At 59.2% G+C, this 14,451-nt stretch carries 12 protein-coding genes; 11 read left to right on the top strand and 1 reads right to left on the bottom strand.

Going from position 1 to position 14,451, the window contains the following annotated elements; translation table 11 throughout:
• Positions 1–2 precede the first annotated feature (2 nt).
• The 9 genes from murD to lpxC all read left to right on the top strand — a co-directional run bounded on the left by murD (position 3) and on the right by lpxC (position 10,483).
• Positions 3–1,349 carry a UDP-N-acetylmuramoyl-L-alanine--D-glutamate ligase gene (gene murD / locus ALO80_RS24840; protein ID WP_055010916.1) on the top strand — a complete coding sequence of 449 codons (1,347 nt, stop codon included), beginning with the start codon at positions 3–5 and terminating at the stop codon, positions 1,347–1,349.
• Positions 1,346–2,560, top strand: coding sequence for a putative lipid II flippase FtsW (ftsW, locus tag ALO80_RS24835; RefSeq protein ID WP_055006907.1), 1,215 nt, complete (start codon positions 1,346–1,348; stop codon positions 2,558–2,560). The genes murD and ftsW overlap by 4 nt, the downstream gene beginning before the upstream one ends.
• Positions 2,550–3,620 carry an undecaprenyldiphospho-muramoylpentapeptide beta-N-acetylglucosaminyltransferase gene (gene murG / locus ALO80_RS24830; protein WP_055010915.1) on the top strand — a complete coding sequence of 357 codons (1,071 nt, stop codon included), beginning with the start codon at positions 2,550–2,552 and terminating at the stop codon, positions 3,618–3,620. Before ftsW ends, murG begins: the two co-directional genes overlap by 11 nt.
• Entirely contained in the window at positions 3,613–5,073 is a 1,461-nt protein-coding gene (gene murC, locus ALO80_RS24825) for a UDP-N-acetylmuramate--L-alanine ligase (RefSeq protein WP_055010914.1), read from the top strand. The genes murG and murC overlap by 8 nt, the downstream gene beginning before the upstream one ends.
• A complete protein-coding gene (locus ALO80_RS24820; RefSeq protein ID WP_055010913.1) occupies positions 5,070–6,026 on the top strand; it encodes a D-alanine--D-alanine ligase in 957 nt (318 codons plus the stop codon). The genes murC and ALO80_RS24820 overlap by 4 nt, the downstream gene beginning before the upstream one ends.
• A 3-nt stretch (positions 6,027–6,029) precedes the next feature.
• Positions 6,030–6,899 (top strand): cell division protein FtsQ/DivIB, encoded by an 870-nt coding sequence (locus ALO80_RS24815; RefSeq protein WP_055010912.1) that lies wholly within the window; start codon positions 6,030–6,032, stop codon positions 6,897–6,899.
• 14 nt (positions 6,900–6,913) lie between these two features.
• Positions 6,914–8,170, top strand: a complete 1,257-nt coding sequence (gene ftsA, locus ALO80_RS24810) for a cell division protein FtsA (protein WP_003364017.1) — start codon at positions 6,914–6,916, stop codon at positions 8,168–8,170.
• Positions 8,171–8,271: 101 nt separating this feature from the next.
• Positions 8,272–9,459 carry a cell division protein FtsZ gene (gene ftsZ, locus ALO80_RS24805; RefSeq protein WP_002555041.1) on the top strand — a complete coding sequence of 396 codons (1,188 nt, stop codon included), beginning with the start codon at positions 8,272–8,274 and terminating at the stop codon, positions 9,457–9,459.
• A gap of 112 nt (positions 9,460–9,571) precedes the next feature.
• Positions 9,572–10,483: a UDP-3-O-acyl-N-acetylglucosamine deacetylase gene (gene lpxC, locus ALO80_RS24800; RefSeq protein ID WP_002555040.1), complete on the top strand. Its 912-nt coding sequence runs from the start codon at positions 9,572–9,574 to the stop codon at positions 10,481–10,483.
• A 118-nt stretch (positions 10,484–10,601) separates the two neighbouring features.
• On the opposite strand, the gene ALO80_RS24795 is transcribed toward lpxC, so the two are convergent.
• Positions 10,602–11,057 carry a DUF721 domain-containing protein gene (locus ALO80_RS24795; RefSeq protein WP_054986227.1) on the bottom strand — a complete coding sequence of 152 codons (456 nt, stop codon included), beginning with the start codon at positions 11,055–11,057 and terminating at the stop codon, positions 10,602–10,604.
• Between the two features lie 304 nt (positions 11,058–11,361).
• On the opposite strand from ALO80_RS24795, the gene secA reads away from it, so the two are divergent.
• Together secA and ALO80_RS24785 are read left to right on the top strand one after the other, a co-directional pair.
• Positions 11,362–14,103 carry a preprotein translocase subunit SecA gene (gene secA / locus ALO80_RS24790; RefSeq protein ID WP_055010911.1) on the top strand — a complete coding sequence of 914 codons (2,742 nt, stop codon included), beginning with the start codon at positions 11,362–11,364 and terminating at the stop codon, positions 14,101–14,103.
• Positions 14,104–14,212: 109 nt separating this feature from the next.
• Positions 14,213–14,451: bifunctional ornithine acetyltransferase/N-acetylglutamate synthase (locus ALO80_RS24785; protein WP_174518974.1), on the top strand; the 239-nt coding region annotated here is incomplete at its 3' end.

The raw sequence follows: 14,451 nt of genomic DNA, 5'->3' as shown, positions 1-14,451 counted from the left end.
GAGTGTCCCTGATCGTTTCCGACCGCTTCCGCATTGTTGTGGGGCTTGGCAAAAGTGGCATGTCCCTGGTTCGCTTTCTGGCGAACCGGGGCGTGTCCTTTGCCGTGGCCGACACGCGGGAGAATCCTCCTGAGCTGGCGACCCTGCGTCGCGACTATCCGCAGGTGGAAGTGCGTTGTGGCGAGCTGGACGTGGATTTTCTCTGCCGTGCCGACGAATTGTACGTCAGCCCCGGCCTGGCGCTGGCCACACCGGCCCTGCAGCAGGCACACGCGCGCGGCGTCAAACTGTCCGGTGACATCGAGCTGTTCGCGCGTTACGCGAAGGCACCGATCATCGCTATTACCGGTTCGAATGCGAAAAGTACGGTAACGACGCTGGTAGGCGAAATGGCTGTCGCTGCAGGCAAACGCGTTGCGGTAGGGGGCAACCTGGGTACTCCGGCTTTGGACCTGCTCAGCGACGATGTCGAACTGTACGTGATGGAGCTGTCCAGCTTTCAGCTTGAAACCACCGACCAGCTCAACGCTGAAGTGGCGACCGTGTTGAACATCAGCGAGGACCACATGGACCGCTACAGCGGTCTGCCTGCCTACCACCTGGCCAAGCACCGGATTTTCCGCGGTGCCCGGCAGGTGGTGGTCAATCGTCAGGATGCGCTGTCCCGTCCGCTGATTGGCGAAGGCCTGCCGTGCTGGACATTCGGTCTCAACAAGCCCGATTTCCACGGTTTCGGTCTGCGCGAAGAGGACGGCGAAAAGTACCTGGCGTTCCAGTTCGAAAACCTCATGCCGGTCCGTGAGCTGAAAGTCCGGGGCGCGCACAATCAGGCCAACGCCCTTGCAGCGCTGGCGCTCGGGCACGCCGTGGGGCTGCCCTTCGATGCCATGCTCGCCAGCCTGCGTGAATTCACCGGGCTGGAGCATCGCTGCCAGTGGCTGCGAGAGCACCACGGCGTTCATTACTACAACGATTCCAAAGCCACCAACGTCGGTGCCGCACTGGCTGCCATCGAAGGCCTGGGTTCGGATATCGATGGCAAGCTGGTGCTGATTGCCGGTGGCGATGGCAAAGGTGCCGACTTCAGTGCTTTGCGTGCGCCTGTTGCGGAGCATTGCCGCGCCGCAGTGTTGCTGGGGCGCGATGCCGAACTGATCGCTCAGGCCTTGGGCGAAGCGGTTCCGCTGGTTCGTGTGGATACCGTACAGGCCGCTGTCGAGCACAGCGCCCGTCTGGCTCAGCGCGGCGATGCCGTTCTGCTTTCCCCTGCATGCGCCAGTCTGGACATGTTCAAGAATTATGAAGAGCGCGGACACGTGTTCGCGCAGGCAGTGGAGTGCTTGTCATGATCTTCGGTGTGATCAAGCCTTATCCATCGCCACTGATCAGCGGACGCGGAATCGACCTCGACTTCCCGATGCTGGTCGGCTGTCTGGCGCTGCTCGGCCTTGGGCTGGTCATGATTACCTCCGCCTCGTCGGAAGTGGCCGCCGTGCAGTCTGGCAATACGCTGTACATGATGACGCGTCATCTGGTGTATCTGCTGATCGGCCTGGGTGCCTGCGGTGTGACCATGATGATCCCCGTCGCCACCTGGCAGCGTCTGGGCTGGATGATGCTGCTCGGTGCTTTCGGCCTGTTGCTGTTGGTGCTCGTGCCGGGCATCGGGCGTGAGGTGAACGGTTCGATGCGCTGGATCGGGTTCGGCGCGTTCAACGTGCAGCCATCGGAAATCGCCAAGGTATTTGTGGTGATTTTCCTTGCCGGCTACCTGATTCGTCAGCAGCAGGAGGTTCGCGAAAGCTGGATGGGCTTCTTCAAGCCGTTCATCGTGCTGTTGCCGATGGCAGGTCTGCTGCTGATGGAACCAGACTTCGGTGCAACCGTGGTAATGATGGGCTCGGCGGCCGCCATGTTGTTCCTTGGTGGCGTCGGTCTGTTCCGTTTCTCGCTGATGGTGGTTCTGGCTGTCGCTTCGGTCGTGGTTCTGGTCCAGGCCCAGCCTTACCGGATGGCGCGTCTGACCAACTTTACCGACCCATGGGCCGACCAGTTCGGCTCCGGCTACCAATTGACCCAGGCGCTGATCGCTTTCGGTCGTGGCGAATGGTTCGGCGTCGGGCTGGGCAATAGCGTGCAGAAACAGTTCTATCTGCCGGAAGCGCATACCGACTTCGTGTTTTCCGTGCTCGCGGAGGAGCTGGGTGTGATTGGTTCGCTGATCACCGTTGCATTGTTTCTGTTCGTCAGTATCCGCGGCATGTACATCGGCATGTGGGCCGAGCGTGCCAAGCAGTTTTTCGGTGCCTATGTGGCTTACGGTCTTTCGTTTCTGTGGATTGGTCAGTTCCTGATCAATATCGGCGTGAACGTCGGTCTGTTGCCGACCAAGGGCCTGACCCTGCCATTCCTCAGCTATGGCGGCAGCTCGCTGGTGATCTGCTGTGCAAGCCTTGGCCTGTTGCTGCGCATCGAGTGGGAATCGCGCAACAACATGGGCAGTGAAGAAGCCGAGTTCAAGGAAAGCGACTTCGCCGAGGAGACGCCCCATGGACGCTAACGTACTGATCATGGCGGGCGGCACTGGCGGGCACGTGTTCCCGGCGCTGGCGTGCGCACGCGAGTTCCAGGCACGCGGCTACAAGGTCCACTGGCTGGGTACGCCGCGCGGCATTGAAAACGAGCTGGTCCCGCAGGCCGGTCTGACGCTGCACCTGATCAATGTCACCGGTCTGCGCGGCAAAGGCCGTTTGTCGCTGCTCAAGGCACCGTTCATGTTGCTCAAGGCCTTGTTGCAGGCGCGCAAGGTCGTGCGTCAGGTGAAGCCGGTCTGCGTGGTTGGCTTCGGCGGCTATGTCACCGGTCCCGGCGGTCTGGCGGCGAAGCTCGCGGGCGTACCGTTGGTCATTCATGAGCAGAACGCTGTTGCCGGGACTGCCAACCGCAGTCTGGCCTCGTTTGCCAGTCGCGTGTGCGAGGCGTTCCCGAACACGTTTGCGGTCTCGTCCAAGCGCCGCACTACCGGCAACCCGGTGCGTGTCGAGCTGTTTCTCGAAACGCCGCGTCAGGCACTGGCCGGACGCAAGGCTCGTCTCCTGGTACTGGGCGGCAGCCTGGGAGCAGAGCCATTGAACAAGTTGCTGCCCGAGGCGCTGTCTCAGTTGCCCCAGGACATCCAGCCCGAAGTGTTTCATCAGTCGGGCAAGAATCACGACGCAGTCACCGCCGAGCGCTATCGCAACGTGGGCGTCGAGGCGCAGGTTGCGCCGTTCATCCAGAACATGGCCCAAGCCTATGGCTGGGCCGATCTGGTGGTCTGTCGTGCAGGCGCATTGACCATCAGCGAACTGGCCGCCGCCGGTCTGCCGTCGTTGCTGATACCGCTGCCCCACGCGATTGATGACCATCAGTCACGTAATGCTGACTATCTGGCTCGCGAAGGCGCAGCCTTCGTCATGCCGCAAGCGACAACTGGCGCCGCCGAGATGGCAGCACGCCTGAAAGAGGTTTTGATGCAACCCGAACAATTGAACAGCATGGCCCGCACCGCACGCAGTCTGGCCAGGCCCGATGCAACCAACACTGTCGTCAACGTCTGTGTGGAGGTGGCCCATGGTTGAGAATCAACGCGCCATGCCACAACCTGAAATGCGTCGCATCCGTCGCATCCACTTCGTCGGTATCGGTGGCGTCGGCATGTGCGGGATTGCCGAGGTGTTGTTGAACCTGGGCTATGAAGTCTCGGGCTCCGATCTGAAGGGCTCGGCCGTGACCGAGCGCCTGGAATCGTTCGGCGCGCAGATTTTTGTCGGTCACCGCGCTGAAAACACCGTCGGTGCCGACGTACTGGTCGTGTCCAGCGCTGTGAATACCTCCAATCCTGAAGTCGCCACTGCGCTGGAACGACGTATTCCGGTGGTGCCTCGTGCAGAGATGCTTTCCGAGCTGATGCGCTACCGCCACGGTATCGCTGTAGCCGGTACGCATGGCAAGACCACTACCACCAGTCTGATCGCCTCGGTATTCGCTGCAGGCGGCCTGGACCCGACTTTCGTGATCGGCGGACGTCTGAACGCAGCGGGCACAAACGCCCAGTTGGGCACCAGCCGTTATCTGATTGCCGAAGCAGACGAAAGCGATGCCAGCTTCCTGCACCTGCAGCCTCTGGTCGCGGTAGTCACCAACATCGACGCCGATCATATGGCGACCTACGAAGGTGACTTCAACAAGCTGAAGAAGACCTTCGTCGAGTTCCTGCACAACCTGCCGTTCTACGGTTTGGCGGTGATGTGTATCGACGACCCGGTGGTGCGTGAAATTCTGCCACTGGTCAAGCGTCCGACGCTGACCTACGGTTTCAGCGAAACTGCCGACATACGTGCGATCAACGTGCGTCAGGACGGCATGCTGACCTTCTTTACCGTACTGCGCCGCGACCGCGAGCCGCTGGATGTGTCGGTAAACATGCCCGGCAACCATAACGTACTCAACTCGCTGGCGACGATCGCCATCGCTACCGACGAAGGCGTCAGCGACGAGGCGATCGTTCAGGGCCTGTCAGGGTTCCAGGGCGTCGGTCGTCGATTCCAGGTGTACGGCGAACTGCCGGTCGAAGGTGGCAACGTGATGTTGGTCGATGACTACGGTCATCACCCGCGTGAAGTCGCCGCTGTTATCAATGCCGTGCGCGGCGGCTGGCCTGATCGTCGTCTGGTGATGGTCTACCAGCCGCATCGTTTCAGTCGCACCCGCGATCTGTACGACGATTTCGTGCAGGTTCTGGCGGACGCCAACGTATTGCTGCTGATGGAAGTCTACCCGGCCGGTGAAGAGCCTATCCCGGGTGCGGACAGCCGCAATCTGTGCCACAGCATTCGTCAGCGTGGTCAACTGGACCCCATCTACATCGAGCGTGGCGTCGAACTGGCACCGCTGGTCAAACCGCTGTTGCGCGCTGGCGACATTCTGCTGTGCCAGGGCGCAGGCGACATCGGTGGCCTTGCACCGCAACTGCTGAAAAGCCCGCTGTTCGTCGGTGCCAAAGTGGCCTCCACCGAAGGGAAGCTGAAATGACAGCCGACCGGTCTTCCCTGCGCTCGACTCTCGAGCCGAAAAGCTTCGGCCGTGTCGCCGTGCTCTTCGGTGGCAAGAGTGCCGAACGGGAAGTTTCCCTGAACTCGGGTAATGCGGTGCTCAAGGCATTGCTCGATGCTGACGTGGATGCGTTCGGCATTGATGTGGGCGATGACTTTCTGCAGCGACTGGTCAGTGAGAAGATCGACCGTGCCTTCATTGTCCTGCACGGAAGGGGCGGCGAAGACGGCACCATGCAGGGCCTGCTGGAATGCCTGGAAATCCCTTATACCGGCAGTGGTGTACTGGCTTCCGCGCTGGCGATGGACAAGCTGCGCACCAAGCAGGTGTGGCAGAGTCTTGGCCTTGCGACGCCTTTGCATGCCGTTCCTGGAAACGAGAGCGATTGTATTTGCGCGGCGACGGAACTGGGCTTCCCTTTGATCGTCAAACCGGCCCATGAAGGTTCAAGTATCGGTATGGCAAAGGTGAACAGCGTCGATGAATTGATCGCCGCCTGGAAAGCCGCCAGTACCTACGATTCGCAAGTATTAGTTGAACAGTGGATTCAGGGACCTGAGTTCACCGTGGCGTCTCTGCGTGGCCAGGTGTTGCCTCCCATCGGCCTGGGCACTCCTCACAGTTTTTACGATTACGACGCCAAGTACCTGGCTTCCGATACTCAGTACCGGATTCCGTGCGGGCTTGGCGATGCGCAGGAACAGGAACTCAAAGACCTTGCAGCACGCGCTTGCGAAGCCATCGGCATTGCAGGGTGGGCGCGCACGGATGTCATGCAGGACGCACAAGGCAAGTTCTGGTTACTGGAAGTGAATACCGTGCCGGGCATGACCGATCACAGTCTGGTGCCCATGGCGGCACGCGCTGCGGGTCTGGATTTTCAACAACTGGTGTTGGCGATTCTCGCCGACAGCGTTCAGGCGAGAGGGTAAGGCATGTACGGCGCGTCGGCACGTCCTCAGCCACCTGCACCCGGTCGCAACAAGCCGGTGCCGCGTGGTGCCAGCCGAATGGTGGCCAAGGAGCCTCTGTCGGCGCGTCTGCCCAAGGCCAACTTCAGCTTTCTGAAGCGTCTGTTCTGGCCTGTGCTGCTGGTGGTTCTGGGCTTTGGCACTTATGAGGCAGCACAGCGTTTGCTGCCGTATGCCGACCGCCCGATCACCCGCATCAATGTGCAGGGCGATTTGAGTTACATCAGCCAGCAGGCTGTGCAGCAGCGGATTGCGCCTTATGTGGCGTCGAGTTTTTTCAAGATCGATCTGGCCGGTATGCGCACCGAGCTCGAGCAGATGCCATGGATCGCCCACGCCGAGGTTCGTCGCGTATGGCCGGATCAGGTCGTGATTCGTCTTGAAGAGCAGTTGCCGGTTGCCCGCTGGGGCGATGAAGCGCTGTTGAATAACCAGGGGCAGGCTTTCACACCGCGTGAACTGTCCAATTACGAACATCTTCCCCAGTTGTTCGGCCCGCAGCGGGCCCAGCAACAGGTGATGCAGCAGTATCAGGTGTTGAGTCAGATGTTGCGCCCGCTGGGCTTCTCCATCGTGCGCCTGGAACTGCGCGAGCGCGGCAGCTGGTTCCTGACGACAGGTGCCGGTAGTGCTGGCCCGGGTATCGAATTGTTGCTTGGACGCGACCACCTCGTCGAAAAAATGCGTCGTTTCATCGCGATTTACGACAAAACGCTGAAAGAACAAATCACGAATATCGCGCGCGTCGACTTGCGTTACTCCAACGGCCTTGCGGTCGGTTGGCGCGAACAGGCAGCGCCGACGACGGAAAAACCCGCCGTCGCGAAGAATTGATAAGAGGCAGGACCATGGCAAACGTGCAAAGCGGCAAAATGATCGTCGGGCTGGATATCGGTACCTCCAAGGTGGTGGCACTGGTAGGCGAAGTCGCGGCCGATGGCTCGCTGGAAATCGTGGGTATCGGTACCCATCCCTCCCGCGGCCTGAAAAAGGGCGTGGTAGTGAACATCGAGTCGACCGTGCAGTCGATTCAGCGCGCAATCGAAGAAGCGCAGCTGATGGCGGGTTGCCGCATTCACTCGGCGTTCGTCGGCGTTGCCGGCAGCCATATCCGTAGCCTGAACTCGCACGGCATCGTGGCGATTCGTGATCGCGAAGTCAGTTCCGCAGACCTGGAGCGTGTACTCGATGCTGCTCAGGCGGTGGCCATTCCTGCCGACCAGCGCGTACTGCACACCCTGCCTCAGGATTACGTGATCGATAACCAGGAAGGCGTGCGTGAACCGCTCGGCATGTCCGGCGTGCGTCTGGAAGCCAAGGTCCACGTTGTGACCTGTGCAGTGAACGCAGCGCAGAACATCGAGAAGTGCGTACGTCGCTGTGGTCTGGAGGTCGACGACATCATTCTCGAACAACTGGCCTCGGCGTATTCCGTACTCACCGATGACGAGAAAGAGCTGGGCGTGTGCCTGGTGGATATCGGTGGTGGCACGACTGACATCGCGATCTTTACCGAAGGCGCCATTCGTCATACGGCAGTCATCCCTATTGCGGGTGATCAGGTGACCAACGACATAGCCATGGCGTTGCGTACCCCGACCCAGTACGCCGAAGAAATCAAGATTCGTTACGCCTGCGCGCTGGCCAAGCTGGCCGGTGCCGGTGAAACCATCAAAGTACCGAGCGTGGGCGACCGTCCACCTCGCGAGCTGTCGCGCCAGGCTTTGGCCGAAGTGGTAGAGCCTCGTTACGACGAGCTGTTCACCCTGATCCAGGCCGAGTTGCGTCGCAGCGGTTATGAAGATCTGATCCCGGCCGGCATCGTGCTGACCGGCGGTACAGCGAAAATGGAAGGTGCGGTCGAACTGGCCGAGGAAATCTTCCACATGCCGGTTCGCCTTGGCGTGCCGCACAGCGTCAAAGGGCTCGCTGATGTCGTGCGCAACCCGATCTACTCGACCGGCGTAGGCCTGTTGATGTACGGGCTGCAGAAGCAGTCGGACGGCATCTCGCTGTCCGGGATCGTCGGCAACAGCAGTTACAGCGACGAAACCAAGGCACCGGTGCTTGAGCGGATCAAGCGCTGGGTGCAGGGCAATTTCTGAGTTTCAACGTTCAAACGTTTCACGGCGTCAGATTCAGGGCTTCAAAAGCAGTATCGGCAGGCAGTAGGCAAAACTAACTAGAAAGCGGAAGGAGAGAGAAAATGTTCGAACTCGTAGACAACGTCCCGCAAAGCCCGGTTATCAAAGTTATCGGTGTAGGCGGTGGTGGCGGAAACGCTGTCAATCACATGGTCAAGAGCAACATCGAAGGCGTGGAATTCATCTGCGCCAACACTGACGCTCAAGCGCTGAAAAACATTGGCGCGCGGACCATTCTGCAATTGGGTACCGGCGTGACCAAAGGCCTTGGCGCTGGCGCCAACCCTGAGGTCGGTCGTCAGGCCGCCCTGGAAGATCGTGAGCGCATTGCAGAAGTTCTGCAGGGCACCAACATGGTTTTCATCACCACTGGCATGGGCGGCGGTACCGGCACCGGTGCAGCACCGATCATCGCTGAAGTGGCCAAGGAAATGGGCATCCTCACGGTTGCTGTCGTGACCCGTCCATTCCCGTTCGAAGGCCGCAAGCGTATGCAGATCGCCGATGAAGGCATCCGCATGCTGTCCGAAAGCGTCGACTCGTTGATCACCATTCCCAACGAGAAGCTGCTGACCATCCTCGGTAAGGACGCCAGCCTGCTGTCGGCTTTCGCCAAGGCTGACGATGTACTGGCCGGTGCCGTTCGCGGTATCTCCGACATCATCAAGCGTCCGGGCATGATCAACGTCGACTTCGCCGACGTTCGTACCGTAATGAGCGAAATGGGCATGGCGATGATGGGCACTGGCTGCGCCAGCGGTCCGAACCGTGCACGCGAAGCGACCGAAGCGGCCATTCGCAATCCATTGCTCGAAGACGTCAACCTGCAGGGTGCTCGCGGCATCCTGGTCAACATCACTGCCGGTCCTGACCTGTCTCTGGGTGAGTACTCCGACGTGGGTAGCATCATCGAAGCGTTCGCTTCCGAGCACGCAATGGTCAAGGTCGGTACCGTTATCGATCCGGACATGCGTGACGAGTTGCACGTGACTGTGGTTGCCACTGGCCTGGGCGCGAAAATCGAGAAACCTGTCAAGGTCATCGACAACACGCTGCAGACCACCCAGCAGGCTCCTGCCCAGCAGGCGTCGCGTCAGGAAGCACCGTCGGTCAACTACCGCGATCTGGACCGTCCTACCGTGATGCGCAACCAGGCACACGCAGGCGCTACGGCCGCGGCGAAGATGAACCCTAACGATGATCTCGATTACCTGGACATCCCGGCTTTCCTGCGTCGTCAGGCCGATTGATGAAATGTATCAGGGGTATTAGGGTGATTGGTGTTCAGCAAAGGCATGGTCTGCTATCATCGCCAGCCTTTGTTGATACCAGTTCGCAACTTGCGCTGAAGCGGCCCATGCCATGATTAAACAACGCACCCTGAAAAATATTATCCGTGCCACAGGTGTAGGCCTGCACTCCGGGGAGAAGGTTTACCTGACCCTCAAGCCCGCACCTGTGAATACCGGCATTGTGTTTTGCCGAGCTGACCTTGACCCCGTCGTGCAGATTCCTGCGCGTGCGGAAAACGTCGGCGACACCACTCTGTCGACCACGCTGGTCAATGGTGATGTCAAAGTTGACACGGTAGAACACCTGCTCTCGGCCATGGCTGGCCTTGGCATCGATAACGCCTACGTCGAGCTCTCTGCCTCCGAAGTTCCTATCATGGACGGCAGCGCAGGCCCTTTCGTATTCCTGATTCAATCGGCTGGCCTGGAAGAACAGGACGCGCCGAAGAAGTTCATCCGTATCCTGCGTGAAGTCACTGTGGAAGAGGGCGGTAAACGCGCTACTTTCGTGCCTTTCGAAGGGTTCAAGGTCAGTTTCGAGATCGATTTCGATCACCCCGTCTTCCGTGATCGCACCCAGAGTGCAAGCGTGGACTTTTCCAGCACTTCCTTCGTGAAGGAAGTCAGCCGTGCCCGGACCTTCGGGTTCATGAGTGACATCGAGTACCTGCGCAAGCACAACCTCGCACTCGGCGGCAGTGTGGAAAACGCCATCGTGGTCGACAAGGACGGCGTACTGAACGAAGACGGCCTGCGTTACGAGGACGAATTCGTCAAACACAAAATCCTCGACGCCATCGGTGATCTTTACCTGCTGGGCAACAGCCTGATCGGTGAGTTCCGTGGTTTCAAATCGGGGCATGCACTGAACAATCGTCTTCTGCGCACGTTGATCGAGCAGAAAGACGCCTGGGAAGTGGTGACTTTCGAGGATGCCAGTACGGCACCTATTTCTTACATGCGCCCTGTAGCGGCCGTGTAGGCAAGCTTTACTCTCTTTCCTTTTGTTCTTTGAAGGCTGCCCTCGGGTGGCCTTTTTTTATGGCGTTTACGTCGGAAATCAATGCTCGGCGGACATCGTGCGAGGATAGGGCAGAGAGTTATTTTTTGTCTCTGGCATGGCTGGCCAGCCGCTCCAGTGCGGCACGCAGCTTGGGGTCGGTGATGCCATCGGCGGTGGCTTGAATGTTTTCTGCAGCAACCGTCGACAGGTCGATGGTGTGCGTGGCGGCCCCGCGCGGTGCCTCAGGGGGCTGCACCCTGAAGACGATGCGCATCAGGTTGACGAATTCGTCGAAAGCCATCAGTTGGCGGTGCAGGCGCTTTTGCTGATAGCGCAGGCGCGTAGCCCAGTGACCGTCCGTCACGATCAGCAACAAGGTGCCTTCGCGCCATGAGGCCACATGACAATGCTCGCGCGCCGCTGGCTGCAGCTGGCTTTCGAGCAGACGCTGCAAATGGCTCAGGCGTTCGGCGTGACGAAAGATGGCCTTCAGAGGCTTGGCTTCACGCAGCAAAACCGCGGGCGGGCGGGCGTTCAGAGGACGAAAGGCCATGGGAGAGTGCCTGGTGACAAGATGAACATCTTAACAGAAAGCGTTCTGACGGCTGCTTTTCAGGTCATTTCCGTGCTTTCATATGCAAATCAATGAGTAACTTCCCCGAATGACGGGTTGAAGTGCTTGAAAATGGCCCCATTGTAAACCTGCCCCATAACAGCGCTGTGCCAGCATCGTGGAATAACGCCACTTTCCTCACCATCGTTTCCGGGTAGAATGCTCGTTCGCATGCGGCCATCTGGGCTGCACGGGCGACTCACGGGGCCGCCCTCCATTCCTATGTGTGGAAGATCCTGTCGATATGTTTGCGCCTTTGTTGAAAAAACTTTTTGGAAGCAAGAACGAGCGTGAAGTCAAACGCATGCTCAAGACGGTACAGATCGTCAATGCCTTCGAAGAGCAAATGGTGGCCCTTTCGGACGAGCAATTGCGCGCCAAGACCGAAGAGTTCAAGGCCCGCATAGCCAAAGGCGAGACCCTCGATCAACTGCTGCCCGAAGCCTTTGCCGTCGCTCGTGAAGCGGGCAAGCGTGTCATGGGCATGCGCCACTTCGACGTTCAGTTGATCGGCGGCATGACCCTGCACGAAGGCCAGATCGCGGAAATGCGTACCGGTGAAGGTAAAACCCTGGTCGGTACGTTGGCTGTGTATCTCAATGCGCTGTCCGGCAAGGGCGTTCACGTCGTCACCGTGAACGACTACCTCGCTCGCCGCGATGCCAACTGGATGCGTCCGCTGTACGAGTTCCTCGGCCTGACCGTAGGTATCGTCACGCCATTCCAGCCGCCTGAAGAGAAACGCGCCGCTTACGCTGCCGACATCACTTACGGCACCAACAACGAATACGGTTTCGATTACCTGCGCGATAACATGGCGTTCAGCATGGACGACAAGTTCCAGCGTGAACTCAATTTTGCCGTGATCGACGAAGTCGACTCGATTCTGATCGACGAAGCGCGTACGCCGCTGATCATCTCGGGTCAGGCCGAAGACAGCTCCAAGCTGTACACCGAAATCAACCGCCTGATCCCCAAGCTCGAGCAACACATCGAGGAAGTGGAAGGCGAAGTCACCAAGCCGGGCCACTTCACCGTTGACGAGAAAACCCGTCAGGTCGAACTGAACGAAGCCGGTCACCAGTTCATCGAAGAAATGCTCACCGAAGTCGGTCTGCTGGCCGAGGGCGAAAGCCTGTACTCCGCGCATAACCTGGGGCTGTTGACTCACGTTTATGCCGGTCTGCGAGCGCACAAACTGTTCAACCGCAACGTCGAGTACATTGTTGCGGACGGCCAGGTTCTGCTGGTCGACGAGCACACCGGCCGTACCATGCCGGGCCGTCGTTTGTCCGAGGGCTTGCATCAGGCCATCGAAGCCAAGGAAAACCTGAACATTCAGGCCGAAAGCCAGACCCTGGCATCGACCACGTTCCAGAACTACTTCCGTCTGTACAACAAACTGTCCGGCATGACCGGTACAGCCGACACCGAAGCGTTCGAATTCCACCAGATCTACAACCTGGCCGTGATGGTCATTCCGCCGAACAAGCCGTTGGCGCGTAAGGACTTCAATGACCTCGTCTATCTGACGGCGGAAGAAAAGTACGCAGCCATCGTGACCGACATCAAGGCCTGCATTGCAGAAAACCGCCCGGTGCTGGTAGGTACGGCGACCATCGAAACTTCCGAGCACATGTCCAATCTGCTCAAGAAGGAAGGTATCGATCACAAGGTTCTGAACGCCAAGTTCCACGAAAAAGAAGCAGAAATCATCGCGCAGGCCGGTCGCCCGGGTGCGTTGACCATTGCGACCAACATGGCCGGTCGCGGTACCGACATCCTGTTGGGCGGTAACTGGGAAGTCGAAGTCGCCAATCTGGAAGACCCGACGCCCGAGCAGATCGCACAGATCAAGGCTGACTGGCAAAAACGCCATCAGCAGGTGATCGAAGCGGGCGGCCTGCACGTCATTGCTTCCGAGCGTCACGAATCGCGTCGTATCGACAACCAGTTGCGTGGTCGTGCCGGCCGTCAGGGTGACACCGGCTCCAGCCGTTTCTACCTGTCGCTTGAAGACAGCCTCATGCGCATTTTCGCTTCCGACCGGGTGAAGAACTTCATGAAGGCGCTGGGCATGCAGTCCGGTGAGGCCATCGAGCACCGCATGGTGACCAACGCCATCGAAAAAGCGCAGCGCAAGGTGGAAGGCCGTAACTTCGACATCCGCAAGCAGTTGCTCGAGTTCGATGACGTGGCCAACGAGCAGCGTAAAGTGATTTATCACATGCGTAATACGTTGCTGGCTGCCGAGAACATCGGCGAGACCATCGCAGATTTCCGTGAAGAAGTGCTCAACAACCTCATCAGTCAGCATATTCCGCCACAGTCCCTGCCAGAGCAGTGGAATGTTGCCGGTCTGGAAGCTGCGTTGAACACCGACTTTGCGGTCAAGCTGCCCGTCCAGCAGTGGCTGGACGAAGACGATAACCTGCACGAAGACAGCCTGCGTGAAAAAATCATGGCGCAGCTGCTGGTGGCATACAACGAGAAGGAAGATCAGGCCAGCGCCGAAGCCCTGCGTTCCTTCGAGAAGCAGATTCTTCTGCGCGTGCTGGACGACCTGTGGAAAGATCACCTGTCGACCATGGACCACCTGCGTCACGGTATTCACTTACGCGGCTATGCACAGAAGAACCCGAAGCAGGAATACAAGCGCGAATCCTTTACGCTGTTCCAGGAACTGCTGGATTCGATCAAGCGCGACACCATCCGTGTACTCTCGCACGTGCAGGTTCGCCGCGAAGATCCAGAGGAAGAAGAAGCACGCCTGCGTCAGGAAGCCGAAGAGCTGGCCAGTCGCATGCAGTTCGAGCACGCGCCTGCGCCGGGTATCGAGCAGCCATTGCTGGACGAAGAGGGTGGCGAGGCACCTGTAGCCGTCGCCGCCGAGCCGGTCCGCAACGACCAGAAACTGGGTCGCAACGAGCTGTGCTGGTGTGGTTCGGGCAAGAAATTCAAGCACTGTCACGGCCAGATCAACTAAGCCTCTGACTGTGTAATACCTGCGCCGCGACCGGCTTGCCCGTCGCGGCGTTTTTTCATTGATAGCCGTACCGTTGCGGACGGCACCACACTCCTTGAGGAGCACCCCGATGGCTGTTGGTCTTGGTCCTTTGCCTGCGTTGCACCCGGTTCCCGGTTTTGAACTTGGCATTTCTTCTGCCGGCATCAAACGCCCCGGGCGCAAGGATATCGTGGTCATGCGCTGTGCCGAAGGCTCCAGCGTTGCCGGTGTATTCACCTTGAATGCGTTCTGCGCCGCACCGGTCATTCTGGCCAGACAGCGTGTTCAAGGCACCGTGCGTTATTTGCTGACCAACACCGGCAACGC

Origin of the sequence: Pseudomonas caricapapayae (assembly GCF_001400735.1) — a bacterium.
GTDB classification, from domain to species: domain Bacteria; phylum Pseudomonadota; class Gammaproteobacteria; order Pseudomonadales; family Pseudomonadaceae; genus Aquipseudomonas; species Aquipseudomonas caricapapayae.
The sequence above is the reverse complement of the archived record's forward strand: the minus strand, read 5'-3'. Positions and strand labels throughout refer to the sequence as shown.

Coding starts and splice junctions, on each gene's coding strand:
- ftsA (WP_003364017.1), top strand. CDS start 6,914: ATGGCAAACGTGCAAAGCGGCAAAATGATCGTCGGGCTGGATATCGGT.
- ftsW (WP_055006907.1), top strand. CDS start 1,346: ATGATCTTCGGTGTGATCAAGCCTTATCCATCGCCACTGATCAGCGGA.
- murG (WP_055010915.1), top strand. CDS start 2,550: ATGGACGCTAACGTACTGATCATGGCGGGCGGCACTGGCGGGCACGTG.
- lpxC (WP_002555040.1), top strand. CDS start 9,572: ATGATTAAACAACGCACCCTGAAAAATATTATCCGTGCCACAGGTGTA.
- ALO80_RS24795 (WP_054986227.1), bottom strand. CDS start 11,057: ATGGCCTTTCGTCCTCTGAACGCCCGCCCGCCCGCGGTTTTGCTGCGT.
- ALO80_RS24820 (WP_055010913.1), top strand. CDS start 5,070: ATGACAGCCGACCGGTCTTCCCTGCGCTCGACTCTCGAGCCGAAAAGC.
- murC (WP_055010914.1), top strand. CDS start 3,613: ATGGTTGAGAATCAACGCGCCATGCCACAACCTGAAATGCGTCGCATC.
- ftsZ (WP_002555041.1), top strand. CDS start 8,272: ATGTTCGAACTCGTAGACAACGTCCCGCAAAGCCCGGTTATCAAAGTT.
- ALO80_RS24815 (WP_055010912.1), top strand. CDS start 6,030: ATGTACGGCGCGTCGGCACGTCCTCAGCCACCTGCACCCGGTCGCAAC.
- secA (WP_055010911.1), top strand. CDS start 11,362: ATGTTTGCGCCTTTGTTGAAAAAACTTTTTGGAAGCAAGAACGAGCGT.